Genomic DNA, 14,740 nt, shown 5'->3' with positions numbered 1-14,740 from the left:
ACACGAACCGCGCATCCAGCATGACACGGCCGCGCTCACGGCCACCGCACCTGACCGGTGGGGGTGCCGTTCAGGCTGCGGCGTACGGCCTGCCGCCGGTCCTGCACACCCCACGCGGTGATCCGCCACAACGCCTCGGCGACGATGCGCGGACTCATCTTGCTGTCGCCGCGTTCCCGCTCGGCGAACGTGATCGGCACCTCCACGATCCGCACCCCCGCCCGGTGCGCCAGCCGCGACAGCTCCACCTGGAACGAGTACCCCTGCGAGGTCACCGACGCCAGGTCGATGGCGTCCAGGGCGCTGGTCCGGTACACCCGGTAGCCGCCGGTCGCGTCCGAGACGGGCATGCCCAGCGCGAGACGCGCGTACAGGTTGCCGCCGCGCGACAGCAGCAGCCGCCGCAGCGGCCAGTTCACCACCCGCGCCCCGCTGGTCCACCGCGACCCGATCACCACATCGGCGTCCCGGGCGGCCTCCAGCAGCGCCGGCAGGTCCTCCGGGGCGTGGGAGCCGTCGGCGTCCATCTCCACCACCGCGTGGTAGCCGCGCTCGCGCGCCCACCCGAACCCGGCCAGGTACGCGGCGCCGAGCCCCTCCTTGCCCCTGCGGTGCAACACCTGCACGTGCGGGTCGCCGTCGGCGAGGGCGTCGGCGATCGCGCCGGTGCCGTCGGGGCTGTTGTCGTCGGCGATGAGGATGCTCACGGTGGGGGCGGCCCGGCGGACCCGCCCCACGATCGCCGCCACGTTGTCGGCCTCGTTGTAGGTGGGGATCACCACGAGGACCCGACCCACGCCGGGCACCTCGTCGGGACGCCGGATCGTATCGGTCGCCTGGACCACGGTTCCTCCGCTCCCGCCGGCGTACCGGCTGCTGCTATCCGGGCACGACCCGCTGGCGGCGCCGCAGCACGCCCGCGCCGACCAGCCCGGCCACCGCCAGCCCGGCCAGGGCCAGCTCCGGCCACCAGCCGAGGCGGGTGGCGAGGGTGAGCCCGCTGTCGAGCCGTAGCTGCCGCACCACGACCTCCCGGGTGTTGAACCCGGTGGCATCGCTTACCCGCCCGTCGGGGGCGACGAACCCGGACACGCCGACCGTGGAGGCCATCAGCGCGGGGCGGCCGTGCTCGACGGCCCGCAGCCGCACCATGGCCAGCTGTTGGCGGGCCTCCGCCTCGTTGAAGGTGGCGTTGTTGGTCTGCACCACCAGCAGTTGCGCGCCGCCGGTGACCGTGTCGCGGACCACCTCGTCGTAGGCGACCTCGAAGCAGATCACGTCGCCGAGGGTCGCCGGGCCGGCTCGTACCACGCCCGGGGTGCTGCCGGGTACGAAGTCGGTGCGGATCAGGTCGACCTTGTCGCTGACCATGCGCGCGATGTCCCGCAACGGCACGTACTCGGCGAACGGCACCGGATGCCGTTTGGTGTAGAGCTGCGCCATGTCGGCGCCGGTGCCGGGTCGCCACAGGATGCCCGCGTTGCGGACCTGCCCGGGGCCGGGGCCGAGCAGCACCGCGCCGACCAGGATGGGCGCGCGGATCGCCTCAGCGGCCTGGGCGATGCGGGCCCCGGCGGTGGGGTTGCGCAGCGGGTCGATGTCGCTGGAGTTCTCCGGCCACACCACCAGGTCGGGCCGTTGCGCGGTGCCGGCGACGACCCGGGCGGCCAGCTCGATGGTGGCGTCGACGTGGTTGTTGAGCACGGCCTGCCGCTGGGCGTTGAAGTCCAGGCCGAGGCGCGGCACGTTGCCCTGCACGATGGCGACGGTCACGGTCTTGCCGCCGCCCACGGCGGCGACGGGCACCAGCAGGCTCACCGCGCCCACCGCCACGGCGACGGCGGCGGGTACGACGGCCGCCAGCCACCACTCGGGCCGGGCGTCGCGGCGGGCCGCCCAGCCCCGCCAGACGGCGGCGGCGAGCAGCCCACCGACGAGGGCCACGGCGAAGGTGACCAGTGGCGCGCCGCCGAGGGCGGCCAGGCGCAGCAGCGGCGAGTCGTCCTGGCTGAACGCGAGACGACCCCACGGGAAACCGCCGAACGGGGTACGGTCGCGCACCGCCTCCTGCCCCACCCACAGCAGCCCGGTCAGTGCCGGCCACTGCCAGGGACCCCGGTCGGCCAGGGGGGACACCCAGGCGGTGGCGGCGCCGAGCAGCGCCAGGTAGCCGGCCTGCAGCAACGACAGCAGCACCCACGGCAGGTAGCCGGTGTGCAGGTTCGTCCAGGCCAGCATCGGCGCGAACAGCGCCACCCCGGTGAGGAAGCCCAGGCCGGCGCCGGCGCGCAACCGCCGCCGGTGGGCGGCGGCGGCCAGCAGGGCCACCCCGACGGGCGCGAGCGGCCACACCCCGTACGGCGGGAACGCCAGCAGCAGGGCCAACCCGGCGACCACGGCCATCGGCGCGGCCACGCGCAGCGGCAGCGGCCGACCCGCGGCGACCGGCGCACTGGTCGCCGTGGGGACGTGACTCTCGTCCCGGTCCAGCGTCGTCACCGCTGCTTCACCTCGATCACCCGCCGAAGGCTACCCGGCCGCCAACCGCGCCTGACCCCTGCTCCGCGATCTTGCACGTGCTGCCCCGACACAAGGGGCATTCCCGCCCATCTCGACGACAGAAACCGCACGATCGGCGCGGACGTTGGAGGCGGGCGACGTTGGGCGCACATGAAATCGGGGCGCGGCTTGCGCCGCGCCCCGATGCTCCCAGGCCCTTCCCGGCCGGTGGGGCGAGGATGGGGCACGCCGACCTTCGGACCGACCAGGCGGTTGACTGGCTGCCCCCGCCGGGCCGTTGTCTACTGGCCGTGCACCTCACCCTGCCCGTACACCGGTAACCGCGGCCGGTTCGCGCCGCCCCGCCGACCCCCGCCCGCTGGACCTGGCCGCCGCGACGATGACGCTCAAACATGTCGCTCGGCCAGCGGACGAAGGGACGAAGCGAACAACAGCCGCTTCCCGTGGTAGGACTCAAAGACGGTACGTGCTGCACCCCGCCTCCTGTCAACCCACCCGGGCCTGTCGTGTGTTGCGACACGGCGTGTCGGATCGGTGTGTCTCACTGCGGGCACAGATGGTGGCGCAACAGCGCCTGCGCGGCCGTCCGGTGTTCCTCGGCGAGCAGCCCTCCGGCGGCCAGCACGTAGTCGACGTCCACGACCGCGCGGGCGGCGCGCGGCACCGCCCACCCGCCCGCGTGGTCGGCCAGGACCGCCGCCAGCACCCGCCCCGACGCGTCGGCGGGCGCGTGCCGCAGCACCCCACCGGAGCCCACCAGCAGCCGCACGTCCCGCAGGTCCCGCCCGGCCCGCTCGCCGGTGGCGACACCACGGGCGTGCCGGCGCAGCGCCACCGTCGCCGCCAGGGTGGCGATCCGCGCGTCCACGGCCCGCTCGGCGTCGTCGACGGCCAGGAACGCCGGGTCGGCCGCCCGCCGGTCGGCGGCGGCGGTGAGGCCGCCCGCGTCGGTGAGCAGCCGCTCCTCGACGGCCGCGCGCACCACCCCCGGGGCGCTCCACCGCATGCCGAGGTCGCCCTCGACGGTGCGGGCACGCCACAGGCTGCCGGCGACCTCCCGGCCCGGCCCGCTGGCCCGCTCGTCGGGGGTGAGCACCGAGTACACGTCGGTGGTCGCCCCACCCACGTCGACGACGGCCAGGTCACCGCCGATGGTGTCCGCGAGCACCTCCACCCCGGTCAGGACCGCGTCGGGCGTGGCCGCCCGCACCAGGCGCGCGAAACGGGTGCCCCGGGACAGTCGTTTACCACCGATGACGTGCCGCAGGAACACCGCCCGGATCGCCGCCCGCGCCGACCCCGGCGCGAGGACCCCGATGCGCGGCAGCACGTTGTCCGCGCCGCTCACCGGCACACCGGCGTCCCGCAACAGCCCGGTCAGCTCGGCACGCACGTCGGCGTTGCCGGCCAGGACGAGCGGTGTGCGCCAGCGGGCGCGGGACAGCCGGGTCGCGTTGTGGCGGATCGTGTCGGCGTCGCCGCCGTCGGTGCCACCCACCAGCAGCACCACGTCCGGCCGGGCCGCCCGCAGCGCGGCCAGGGCCGCCGCGTCGAGCCGCCCGGCGGCGGTGTGCACCACGTGCGCGCCGGCCGACAACCCGACCCGCCGGCCCGCCTGCGCGGTGACGAGGGCCTCGTACCCGATGACGGCCAGCCGCAGCCCACCGCCGGCGGACGAGCAGACGTACCACGGCACGTCGCGCAGCCCGAGCCCGGCGGTGGCCGCCGTGACCGCGGCGTCCAGGCCGCGCAGCACGTCGCTGCCCACCGTGGTGGGCGCGGCCGCCGCGCCGACGAGGACACCGGCGGCCAGGTCCACCACGGCCGCCTTGGTGTACGTGGAGCCGACGTCCGCGCAGACCGCGAGGGTCATGACGAAGCGGGTACGACCACGGTGCCGGTCGCGGTCACCGCCACGATCGGCGGGTCGAGGACCTCGGCGGCGGACTCGGAGCGGTCCGGGCGGCCCCGGCACACCACCGCGCAGCTCAGCTCCAGGGTGCGGCTGCGGCTGCCCACCCGCGACACCCGCGCCGTCACCTCGACCACGTCTCCGGCGCGGATCGGCGCGGTGAACCGCACGTCGGCGTACCCGGCGAACAGGCCCTCGTCGCCGTCGGTGCGGATGCACACCTCGGTGGCGACGTCACCGAACAGCCCCAGGGCGTACGCCCCGTCGACGAGGTTGCCGGCGTAGTGGGCGTGCGCGTACGGCACGTACCGCCGGTGCGTCACCGTCAACCCGAGCCGCGCGTCGTCGCTCATGCGTTCGCCTTCCGTCGCGTGATCAGGGCGTGCACCAGGTAGCTGGCCACCTCGCCCGGCGTGGTGCCCCGACCGAAGATCCGGTCGACGCCCAACTCGTCGGTCATCGTCTCGTCGAAACGGGGACCGCCGACGATCAGCAGCGGCCGCCTGCCCGCCGGCATGGCCTCCCGGAACGCCGCCGACATCTCCCGCGTGTTGTGCAGGTGCGCGTCGCGTTGCGTGACGACCTGCGACACGAGCACCGCGTCGGCCTTCTCCGCCCGCGCGGCCTCCACCAACTCCGGGACGCTGACCTGCGCGCCCATGTTGGTGACCTTCAGCTCCCGGTAGTACTCCAGGCCCTTCTCCCCCGCGATGCCCTTGACGTTGAGGATCGCGTCGATGCCCACGGTGTGCGCGTCGGTGCCGATGCATGCCCCGACCACGGACAGCTTGCGCCGCAGCCGCTGCTTGATCACCGTGTTGACGTCCTTGGCCGATAGCAGCGCGAAGTCCCGCTCCACGACCTGCACGGCGGCCAGGTCGACGAGATGGTTCACCCGCCCGTACACGACGAAGAACGTGAACCCGTCCCCCATCGGTTTGGCGTGCACCACCATCGCCGGGTCGATGCCCATCTTGTTGGCCAACTGCACCGCCGCGCCCTCGGCCCGCTTGTCATGCGGCACGGGCAGGGTGAACGACACCTGCACCATCCCGTCGCCGGTGGTGTCCCCGTAGGGCCGAACGATCGCCTTACTCACGACCCGCCTCCAGGATCTCCGTGGCCGGGTTGTAGTAGTCGCCCTCGTGCGCGGCGACACCGTCGAGGCCCTTGCCCCGGTCCGCGGGCCGCTTCATGATCCCGAAGGTGCCCTCCGCGATCGCGGTGAGCAGCGTCTGCTCCCCGATGCGCTCCAGCAGGTCCAGGGCCTCACCGAGCACCTGGTTGGCGCGGCGACGGATGAACCCGCCCGCCGCCGGAACGAAGTCCTCGTGCAGCCCGCCGGCCGCGCCCAGGACGTACCGCACGTTCTGCAGCGCGATGTCCCGGTCGGACAACCACGGCGTCACCACCGCCTCGGTCATCATCCCCACCAGCAGGATCCCCTGACCGGTCAGCGCCCCCGCCAGGTTGAAGAACCCGTCGAGCAGGTTGCCCCGGAACACGTCACCGGTCATGTGTTTCGTCGGCGGCATCCACTTCAGCGGCGCGTCGGGGAACAACTCCCGCGCCAGCAGGGCGTGCGCCAGCTCCAGACGGAACGACTCCGGCACCTCCGGGTTGATCTCGAAGGCGTGCCCCAGGCCCAACTGCCAGTCCGCCAGGCCCGCCTCGTGGGCGAAGAACTCGTTGAGCAACTGCGACACCGTCACCGTGTGCGCCTCGTCGACGGCGTCGGCGGTGGTCAGGTAGTTGTCCTCACCGGTGTTGATGATGATCCCCGCGCGGGCGTGGACCTGCCGGGAGAACCGCTGGTCGACGAACGTGCGCACCGGGTTGATGTCGCGGAACAGGATCCCGTACATCGAGTCGTTGAGCATCATGTCGAGGCGTTCCAGGCCGGCCAGGGTCGCCATCTCCGGCATGCACAACCCCGACGCGTAGTTCGTGAGCCGCACGTAGCGGCCCAACTCCTTCGACGACGCGTCCAACGCCGCGCGCATCAGCCGGAAGTTCTCCTGCGTGGCGTACGTGCCGGCGAACCCCTCGCGCGTGGCGCCCTCGGGCACGTAGTCCAGCAACGACTGGCCCGTGGACCGGATCACCGCGATCACGTCCGCGCCCGCCCGCGCCGCCGCCTGCGCCTGCGGGATGTCCTCGTAGATGTCCCCGGTCGCCACGATCAGGTAGATCCAGGGCCGCTGCGCCGGGTCACCGTGCCGCTTGACGAGCCGGTCCCGCTCGATGCGCCGCCGGTCGATCCGCCGGATCCCCGCGCCCACCGCCCGGCGGGCCGCCGACCGGGCCGACGTGGCCGCCCGACCCGACGGCACGCCGAACCGCACCGACCCGGCGGCGGCCTTCTGGGCCAGCAACGTCACGTCGGTGCTGCCCTCGCGCACCAGCGCGTCGAACACCGGCGCCGCCACCCCGTGCCCCAGGCCGACGTCCGCGACGACCGCGTCGACGAGCCGGTTCACCCACGGAATGCCGTCCGGGTCGGCGCCCTCCACCCCGGCGAGGCGCAGCACCGCCCGCTCCACCGACACCGTCGTGTGGCTGCGCGCCAGGTCCACCACCGGCTGCCCGGCCCGCCGCGCCAACTCCCGCGCCCGCGCCACCAACACCGGATCAAGATCAAGCTTCCCGGTCACGCCACACCGCTCATCTGCTCGCTCACGACGACCCTTCCTCATAGATGACCTCGCCGCGCAGCACCAGCCGCCGACACACCGGCAGCGGCGTCGGGTCGTCCGGGCCGCGCAGGTCCGGATCCTCGGCCAGCAGCACCGGCAGACCCCGCTCGACGCCGGCCGGCGTCGACCACACCGCGAACGTCGCCGGGGCACCCAGCGCCAGCACCCCCTCGGCGTCCAGGTGCACCGCCCGCCACCCGCCACGCGTGTGCGCCGCGAACGCCGCCCGCACACTCATCCGCTGCGCCGGGTTGTGATGCGCCGCCGCCGCCCGCACCGACCCCCACGGATCCAACGGCGTCACCGGCGAATCCGACCCGAACGCCAACGCCACACCCACCGAGTGCATGGCACCCATCGGGTTCGACTCCAACGACCGCGCGAGGCCCAGGCGCGCCTCGTACATCCGGCCCGCACCACCCCACAGCCGGTCGAACGCCGGCTGCACGCTCGCCACGATCCCGTACTCCACGAACCGCGCGATCATCCGCCGGCTCATGATCTCGGCGTGCTCCACGCGGTGCCGGGCCGCCCGCAGCCGCTCCACACCCAGCGTCGCCGCCGCCGCCGCGAACCCGTCCAGCACCGTGCCGATCGCCGCGTCACCGATCGCGTGGAACCCGCCCTGCAGGCCGTGCGCCGCGCAGTCCACCAGGTGATCACGCACCTGCTCGATCGTCAGGTAACCGTGCCCGGAGCCGTCACCGTCGCCGTACGGCTGCGACACGTGCGCCGTACGCGACCCCAACGCCCCGTCGGCGAACAGGTCCCCGCCGGCGCCCACCGCGCCCAACTCCCGGGCCCTCGCCGCGCCACCCAACTCACCCCAGTACCCGTACACCTCCGGCACCCCCGCGCCCGAGATGCCCAGCAGACCCGTGAAGTCCTCCTCGTCGGAGATCTCCGGACCGCCACACTCGTGCACCGCCGCGATACCCAACGACGCCGCGTGCGCGAGCGCCACCCGCTGCGCCGCCACCCGCTGCGCCCGCGTCACCGACCCCTGCGCCGCCGCCCGCACCACGTGGTGCGCGTCGCGACGCAGCCAACCCGACGGGTCGTAGCCGGCCGCGTCCACCACCTGCGGGCACGCCGCCAGCAACGCCGACGACACCAACGCCGAATGGATCGACGCCTGCGACAGGTACACCCGCCGGCCACCGGCCGCCCGGTCCAGCGCCGCCGCGTCCGGCAACGTCGCATCCGACCAACCCGACTCGTCCCAGCCATGCCCCAGCACCACCGCGTCCGCCGGCAGACCCGCCGCGAAACCCGCCACCGCGTCCAGCAACTGCGCGGCCGACCGCACCCCGGACAACGCCAACCCGGACAACGCCAAACCGGTGTCCGTGGCGTGCACGTGCGCGTCCACGAACGCCGGCGTCACCAGCGCCCCACCCAGGTCCACCACCCGGTCGGCCGGCGGCGCGTCACCGTCCGTGCCCAACCAGGTGATCCGCCCACCGGACACCAGCAGCGCGGTCGCGCTCGGATCCGCCGGACAGTGCAACACGCCGCCGCGGTACAACGTCGAGGGGTTCGTCATGACCTCAGTCTGCCGCGATCCGCGCCGCGAAAAGCTGGCGCACCCCCGGCTCGGCACGCAGCAACCCCAGCGCCAACTCCGCGTGCCCCGGCACGTACCCGTTGCCCACCAGCATCGTCACGTCCGCCGCCAGCCCCTCCGCGCCCAACGCCGCCGCCGAGAAGCTCGTCGCCATCGAGAAGAAGATCACCGTGCCGCCGTCCGCGGTCGCCAGGACCGCCCCGTGCTCACAACCCGGCACGTCCACGCAGACCACCGTCACGTCCGCCGGCGTACCCAGCGCCGTGGTCACCGCCGTGGACAGGCCCACCGGATCCCGCGCGTCGGCCACCGCCACCACCGACGCCAGCCCGGCCGCCGTCAGCGTGTCGCGCTCCGCCGCCACCGGAACCACCCCGACGGTACGGGCGGCGCCCGCGCGCCGCGCAGCGGCCAGGGACAGCGACCCGCTCTTGCCCGCTCCACCGATCACGGCCACGCTCACCGGCGTCGGATCGCCGGCACGCCGCCGGTCCTCGACGTGACGCGACACCACCCGCGCCGTCAGCGCCGGCGCCCCACACACGTCCAACACGGCGAGGGACAACTGCGGATCCTCGTCCTCGGCCAGCACCGCCGCGATCGACCGGGCGAACAGGATCGCCCACCCGTCACACGGCACCTGCTCGCTGCGACCGTCCCAGCGGGCCAACCCGTCGGTGATCACCAGCGGCGTCAGCGTCAACGACACCAGCGAGGCCACCCGCTCGCCGGGCTTGAGTCCCAGCGGGGAACGCCGACCGGCCTCCTCGACGACGCCGATCGACATCCCACCCGAGCCGGTCACCGGGTTCTGCATCTTGCCCCGCGTGGAAATGATCTCCAACACCTCGGCGCGTACCGCGTCACCGTTCCCGCCGTGCTTCTCCGACAACTGACGGAAGCTCGCCGCGTCCAGGTTCAGACGCTGCACCCGGATCCGCACCTCGTTCGGCGCGATCTCCCTCGACGCGTCCAGGCGCCACGCCGCCTGCGGCAGCACCCCCGCCGGTTGCACGACGCGGTGCAGTCCCACCGGTGACGTCACGTCAACCTCCCCTACGCAGCCGCTCGAAGCCCCGGCCAGGGCTCGCGTAACGGGAAAACTTACGGCAGACTAATTTCTTTGCCGAATATTTTCCAGTAGCCTTCGAGCTTCGATGATCCACCGCACCACCGAGGAGGGGCCGTGACCCAGACCATCCCCCAACCCCGTCACGCCCCGGTCGCCACACCGACCGCCGGGCAGCCGTACGAATACCACCGCCGCCCCCTGGTCGAACCCGACTGGACCCGCTTCCCCGGCTGGCGACACGTCACCCGCGACCAGTGGGAAAGCGCCCAGTGGCAGCGCGTCAACTGCGTCAAGAACATCAAGCAGCTCCGCGCCGTCCTCGGCGACACCATCGACGAGACCTTCTACGCCGACCTCGAGGCCGACCAGTTGGCACTGGCCACCATGTCCATGCTGGTGCCCCCACAGATGATTAACACGATGGTGCCGTTCGAGGCGATGAGCACCGAAGCGCTGCTCGCCGACCCGATCCGCCGCTACATGATCCCGGTCGCCTCCGACCGGCGCACCGACTGGCCCTCACACCCCTATGCCAGCCGCGACAGCCTCCACGAGCACGACATGTGGGTCGCCGAAGGCCTCACCCACCGCTACCCCACCAAGGTCCTCGCCGAACTGCTCTCCAGCTGCCCGCAGTACTGCGGGCACTGCACCCGCATGGACCTCGTCGGCAACTCCACCCCCACCGTCGACAAACTCAAGCTCACCCTCAAGCCCGTCGACCGCTACGACGCCCACATCGCCTACCTCAAGAACCACCCCGGCGTACGCGACGTCGTCGTCTCCGGCGGCGACGTCGCCAACGTCCCCTGGCGCAACCTCGAGTCGTACCTGATGCGGTTGCTGGAACTGGAGACGGTCCGCGACATCCGGCTCGCCACCAAGGCCCTCATGGGCCTCCCCCAACACTGGCTCCAGCCCGACGTCGTCGAAGGCCTCGAACGGGTCGCCCGCACCGCCGCCCGGCGCGGCGTCAACCTCGCCATCCACACCCACGTCAACCACGCCCAGTCGCTGACCCCACTGGTCGCCAAGGCCGCCCAGACCGCGCTCGACGTCGGCGTACGCGACGTCCGCAACCAGGGCGTCCTCATGCGTGGCGTCAACGCCACGAACGCCGACCTGCTCGACCTCTGCTTCGCCCTCCAGGGCGAAGCGGGCATCCTGCCGTACTACTTCTACATGTGCGACATGATCCCCAACGCCGAGCACTGGCGGGTCCCGGTCTGGCACGCCCAGCAGCTCCAGCACGACATCATGGGCTACCTGCCCGGCTACGCCACCCCGCGGATCGTCTGCGACGTCCCCTTCGTCGGCAAGCGCTGGGTCCACATGCTCACCGACTACGACCGTGAGCGCGGCATCTCCTACTGGACCAAGAACTACCGCACCTCCATCGAGTCCGCCGACCTGGAGGCGCTCAACAAGCGCTACGCCTACTACGACCCGATCGACACCCTGCCCGCCGACGGACAGCAGTGGTGGACCGAGCACCGCGACGACTGACCCACCCACGGCGACACCCCCGGGCAGACCCCCGGGGTGTCGCCGTCACCGGCCGCGTCCATGTCCCGCAGCACCCGCCACCCGTGGCTGCCGCGCAACGCATCCGCTCTGTCCCTGAGCGCACGTCCAGTCCATGTCCGGCGCAACCACAACCGTGACAGTCCGCCCGCAGTCAGGCGCGGAGACCGGCCAGCACGAGACCGGCAACCCTACCGATCACCCGGGCACTCGCCGCCGGCGGCAACCGCCGCAGCGACGCGATCGCCAACAGGCCGGCCCGAACATCGTCCGCGTCGACGCCATTACGCAGCACACCCGCGGCCCGCGCCCGTACGACAAGCACATCCAACGCCTGCGAATGTTCCCGCCGCTCCTGCTGAAACGCCGCACCCACCGCACCCGGACCCAACAGCGCCTCGTTGAGCGCCCGGTCATGAATCTGCCGCTCGGCGAACACGCCCACCACCCCGGCCAGCGCCCGCCACGGATCCGGATCGTCCAGCGCGCGGCGCATCTGCACACCACAGTCGGCCACACGCTCGGCCAGGACCGTCGCGACCAACTCCGTACGCGACGGGAAGTGCCGGTACAGGGTCGCCACACCAACGCCCGCCCGTCGCGCCACCTCCCGCATGGGCACCTCAAGCCCCGCTGCCGCAAACGCCTCCCGCGCCGCCACCACCACCCGATCACGGTTGGACCGGGCATCGGCACGCTGCATCTGAGACATCTCCGGCCGGCCTCCCTCTCACTTGACCCCACAGCGGAACAGCTGCTCCATTTCCTGCCTACGGTACGACCACCACCCCGTCACCAGGCAGAGGAGCCCCTGATGTTCGCCGTGCAGTACGACCGGTTCGGTGGCCCCGAGGTACTCCACCTCGGCACCACCGACGCGCCACGCCCCCGGGCCGGCCAGATCCGCATCCGCGTCCACGCCGCCGGCGTCTCCCCCGTCGACATCGGCCTCCGCTCCGGCCGGACCCCGATGAGTGCCCGCCTGCCCCTGCCCCACATCCCCGGCGTCGACGCCGCCGGCACCGTCGACGAGATCGGCGACGACGTCGACGGCGTGACCTTCGGCGACCACGTCTTCGGCATCGTCGAGCTGGCCACACTCGGCGGCGCGAGCGCACAGTTCGCGGTCCTACAGCTCTGGACGCACAAGCCCACCACCATGCCGTGGACCCAGGCGGGCGCGGCCGGCACCAGCGTCGAAACCGCCACCCGGGCCCTCGACCTGCTGGACCTACGGCCCGGCATGACACTGCTTGTCGACGGCGCCGCCGGCGGTGTCGGCAGCATCGCCGTCCAACTCGCCGCCGCCCGTGGCGTCCACGTCATCGGCACCGTCCGCGCCGACAACCACGACCTCCTCCGCCAGCTCGGGGCAACACCTGTCACCTACGGCCCCGACCTCACGACCCGCCTCGACGCCGTGGGAGCGACCCGGATCGACCGCGCCCTCGACGTCGCCGGCGCCGGGTCCCTGGCCGAACTGCTCCACCTCACCGGCGACCCCACAGCAGTCGTCACCCTCGCCGACTTCACCGCCCCCACCCACGGCGTCCGCCTGTCCATGGGACAACTGGCCGGCGAACCCGACGGCCGCCACGGACTGCCCGCCGCAGCCGAACTGTTCACCGAGGGCCGGTTCAGGGTGCCGATCGAAGCAGCCTTCCCCCTTCCGAAGGTGGCCGACGCGCACCGGACGGCCGAGCGCGGATCCCGGCGCGGCAAGATCGTCCTGACCGTCGATGACGTATGGGAAAGCTGAACCTCAGCCCTCGGCCAGCACCTCGGACAACGGCGCCGGCGTCAACCCACGCTCGCGCAACCCGGCCAGGATGTGCGGCAACGCCTCATCGGTCATCGCCGCGTTCGCCTCGGTCACGTGCATGATCACCACCGAGCCGGGACGGACGTGGTCCAGGACGGCCCGCACCAGCGGCTTCCACGCCTTCGCGAACGGATCACCGCTCACCACGTCACCGTCCACCACCGTCACACCCAACGGCGCCAACGCGTCCAACGCCGCCGCGTTGTGGCACAACCCCGGGAAGCGGAAGTACCGCGTCTGCCGTCCCCCGTACGGCGCGATCACCTCGAACGTCTTCGCCACGTCGGCGGCCAACTCGTCGACCGGCAGCCGGGGCAGGTCGTAACAGTCCGCCGTGAACGCCGCGTGCCCGTAGGTGTGGTTCGCCAACTCGAAGCGCGGATTGGCGGCGATCCGCCGGGTCACCTCCGGGTACCGCTGCACCCACTTGCCGGTCAGGAAGAACGTCGCCGGCACCTGCTCCCGTTCCAGCAGGTCAAGGATCCGCAGGTTCGCGTACGACCGCACCTTGCCACTGCGCAGATTGGCCAGCATCCCGTCGGTCATGTCCGCGTCGAACGTCAACGCGACCCGGCTGCCGGCCCGTGGCCCATGGTCGACCACCGGCGCCCTGGCCCCCACCCTCGACGCCCCAGGGACGCTCGCAACGCCCGACGTCGGAGTTCCCGTCGTCGGCGGGGTTGCCGTCGGAGAAGCTGCCGATCCGGCGCTGCCGGCCGAGGGCACGGCGGATGGTCCGACGAACGTCGGCCGCTCCGGCGGCGGCACCCGAGACGCCGCGCACCCGCCAACGCCAATAGAGGCCACCACAACCAGCACCCCACACGAGAACGAGCGCAGCCGTGGTCCCATCACGCGCCGCATCATCGCAGAAGCGAGCAGACCTGACCGCCCCCCCGCCCCCGCCGACCTCCCGCCGATCTTGCACTTTCGGTCGCCGGAATGAGCGAGATGCCCGTTACGCCACCACAGAAAGTGCAAGATCGCCGCACTCGGGAGCCCGTGCTCCCCGCAAGCGTCGATCATGGACTTCTGGTGCCTGGATTGGGGCCTGGTGAGGGCTTCGTCCCCACCACAACTCCATGATCGACGGCGTAAAGGGGCGAGGGCGAGGGAGCGAGGGCGAGGGCGCAAGGGGGGTTATGACGTTGGGGTTCGGGGGGCGTACATGATGATGGCTACGCCTAGCAGGCACAGGGCTGCGCCTAGCAGGTCCCAGCGGTCTGGGCGGAATCGGTCTACCACCATCGCCCAGCCCAGCGAGCCGGCCACGAACACGCCGCCGTACGCGGCCAGGATGCGGCCGAAGTTCGGGTCCGGCTGGAACGTGGCCACGAAGCCGTAGCAGCCGAGGGCGACGACACCTGCGGCGATCCACCACAGGCCGCGCTGCTCACGCCAACCCTGCCAGACCAGCCAGGCGCCGCCGATCTCGGCCAGGGCAGCCAACGCGAACAACACCAGCGAACGAAGCACGGTCACGCCGCCGACCCTAACGGCTCGCACGCGTGGGGTCCCCGAGCAGCATCTGCTCGGGGACCCCCCGACCGCGCAGGTCACGTGCTGTCGCTTATACACATCTCGCAGGGGATAGTCAGATGACGCTGCCGACGAAGAGGCAACCGTG

General features: G+C 72.5%; 13 protein-coding genes. 2 read left to right on the top strand and 11 right to left on the bottom strand.

Going from position 1 to position 14,740, the window contains the following annotated elements; genetic code table 11:
• Positions 1 to 35 precede the first annotated feature (35 nt).
• The 8 genes from ACLQ25_RS05305 to ACLQ25_RS05270 form a co-directional block, all read right to left on the bottom strand.
• On the bottom strand, positions 36 to 845 hold the full coding sequence (locus tag ACLQ25_RS05305; RefSeq protein WP_357118545.1) for a polyprenol monophosphomannose synthase: 810 nt from the start codon (positions 843 to 845) through the stop codon (positions 36 to 38).
• Between the two features lie 34 nt (positions 846 to 879).
• On the bottom strand, positions 880 to 2,499 hold the full coding sequence (gene lnt, locus ACLQ25_RS05300; RefSeq protein ID WP_425729612.1) for an apolipoprotein N-acyltransferase: 1,620 nt from the start codon (positions 2,497 to 2,499) through the stop codon (positions 880 to 882).
• A gap of 562 nt (positions 2,500 to 3,061) precedes the next feature.
• On the bottom strand, positions 3,062 to 4,393 hold the full coding sequence (locus ACLQ25_RS05295; RefSeq protein ID WP_425729611.1) for a glutamate mutase L: 1,332 nt from the start codon (positions 4,391 to 4,393) through the stop codon (positions 3,062 to 3,064).
• Positions 4,390 to 4,785: a hotdog domain-containing protein gene (locus ACLQ25_RS05290; protein WP_425729610.1), complete on the bottom strand. Its 396-nt coding sequence runs from the start codon at positions 4,783 to 4,785 to the stop codon at positions 4,390 to 4,392. The genes ACLQ25_RS05295 and ACLQ25_RS05290 overlap by 4 nt, the downstream gene beginning before the upstream one ends.
• Positions 4,782 to 5,531, bottom strand: a complete 750-nt coding sequence (locus ACLQ25_RS05285; RefSeq protein ID WP_425729609.1) for an OAM dimerization domain-containing protein — start codon at positions 5,529 to 5,531, stop codon at positions 4,782 to 4,784. Before ACLQ25_RS05285 ends, ACLQ25_RS05290 begins: the two co-directional genes overlap by 4 nt.
• Complete coding sequence (locus ACLQ25_RS05280) at positions 5,524 to 7,086, bottom strand: lysine 5,6-aminomutase subunit alpha (protein WP_425729608.1); 1,563 nt, start codon at positions 7,084 to 7,086, stop codon at positions 5,524 to 5,526. Before ACLQ25_RS05280 ends, ACLQ25_RS05285 begins: the two co-directional genes overlap by 8 nt.
• 22 nt (positions 7,087 to 7,108) lie before the next feature.
• Positions 7,109 to 8,674, bottom strand: a complete 1,566-nt coding sequence (locus tag ACLQ25_RS05275; RefSeq protein ID WP_425729607.1) for an amidohydrolase — start codon at positions 8,672 to 8,674, stop codon at positions 7,109 to 7,111.
• A 4-nt stretch (positions 8,675 to 8,678) separates the two neighbouring features.
• Complete coding sequence (locus tag ACLQ25_RS05270; RefSeq protein WP_425729753.1) at positions 8,679 to 9,728, bottom strand: zinc-binding alcohol dehydrogenase; 1,050 nt, start codon at positions 9,726 to 9,728, stop codon at positions 8,679 to 8,681.
• Between the two features lie 153 nt (positions 9,729 to 9,881).
• On the opposite strand from ACLQ25_RS05270, the gene ACLQ25_RS05265 reads away from it, so the two are divergent.
• A complete protein-coding gene (locus tag ACLQ25_RS05265; RefSeq protein WP_425729606.1) occupies positions 9,882 to 11,273 on the top strand; it encodes a KamA family radical SAM protein in 1,392 nt (463 codons plus the stop codon).
• A 172-nt stretch (positions 11,274 to 11,445) separates the two neighbouring features.
• Here ACLQ25_RS05265 and ACLQ25_RS05260 read toward each other — a convergent pair whose 3' ends face one another.
• Complete coding sequence (locus ACLQ25_RS05260) at positions 11,446 to 11,994, bottom strand: TetR/AcrR family transcriptional regulator (RefSeq protein WP_425729605.1); 549 nt, start codon at positions 11,992 to 11,994, stop codon at positions 11,446 to 11,448.
• Between the two features lie 111 nt (positions 11,995 to 12,105).
• Here ACLQ25_RS05260 and ACLQ25_RS05255 point away from each other — a divergent pair, with 111 nt between their 5' ends.
• Positions 12,106 to 13,050, top strand: a complete 945-nt coding sequence (locus ACLQ25_RS05255; RefSeq protein WP_425729604.1) for an NADP-dependent oxidoreductase — start codon at positions 12,106 to 12,108, stop codon at positions 13,048 to 13,050.
• 3 nt (positions 13,051 to 13,053) lie between these two features.
• Here the strand turns inward: ACLQ25_RS05255 and ACLQ25_RS05250 are convergent, their stop codons facing one another.
• Both ACLQ25_RS05250 and ACLQ25_RS05245 read right to left on the bottom strand, forming a co-directional pair.
• Complete coding sequence (locus ACLQ25_RS05250; protein ID WP_425729603.1) at positions 13,054 to 13,734, bottom strand: polysaccharide deacetylase family protein; 681 nt, start codon at positions 13,732 to 13,734, stop codon at positions 13,054 to 13,056.
• Positions 13,735 to 14,253: 519 nt separating this feature from the next.
• Entirely contained in the window at positions 14,254 to 14,595 is a 342-nt protein-coding gene (locus tag ACLQ25_RS05245) for a YnfA family protein (RefSeq protein ID WP_425729602.1), read from the bottom strand.
• Between the last annotated feature and the right edge of the window lie 145 nt (positions 14,596 to 14,740).

This window comes from Micromonospora sp. DT44 (assembly GCF_049841635.1).
GTDB lineage: Bacteria > Actinomycetota > Actinomycetes > Mycobacteriales > Micromonosporaceae > Micromonospora.
Note: the sequence above shows the minus strand (reverse complement) of the source record. Positions and strands in the feature narration are given on the sequence as shown.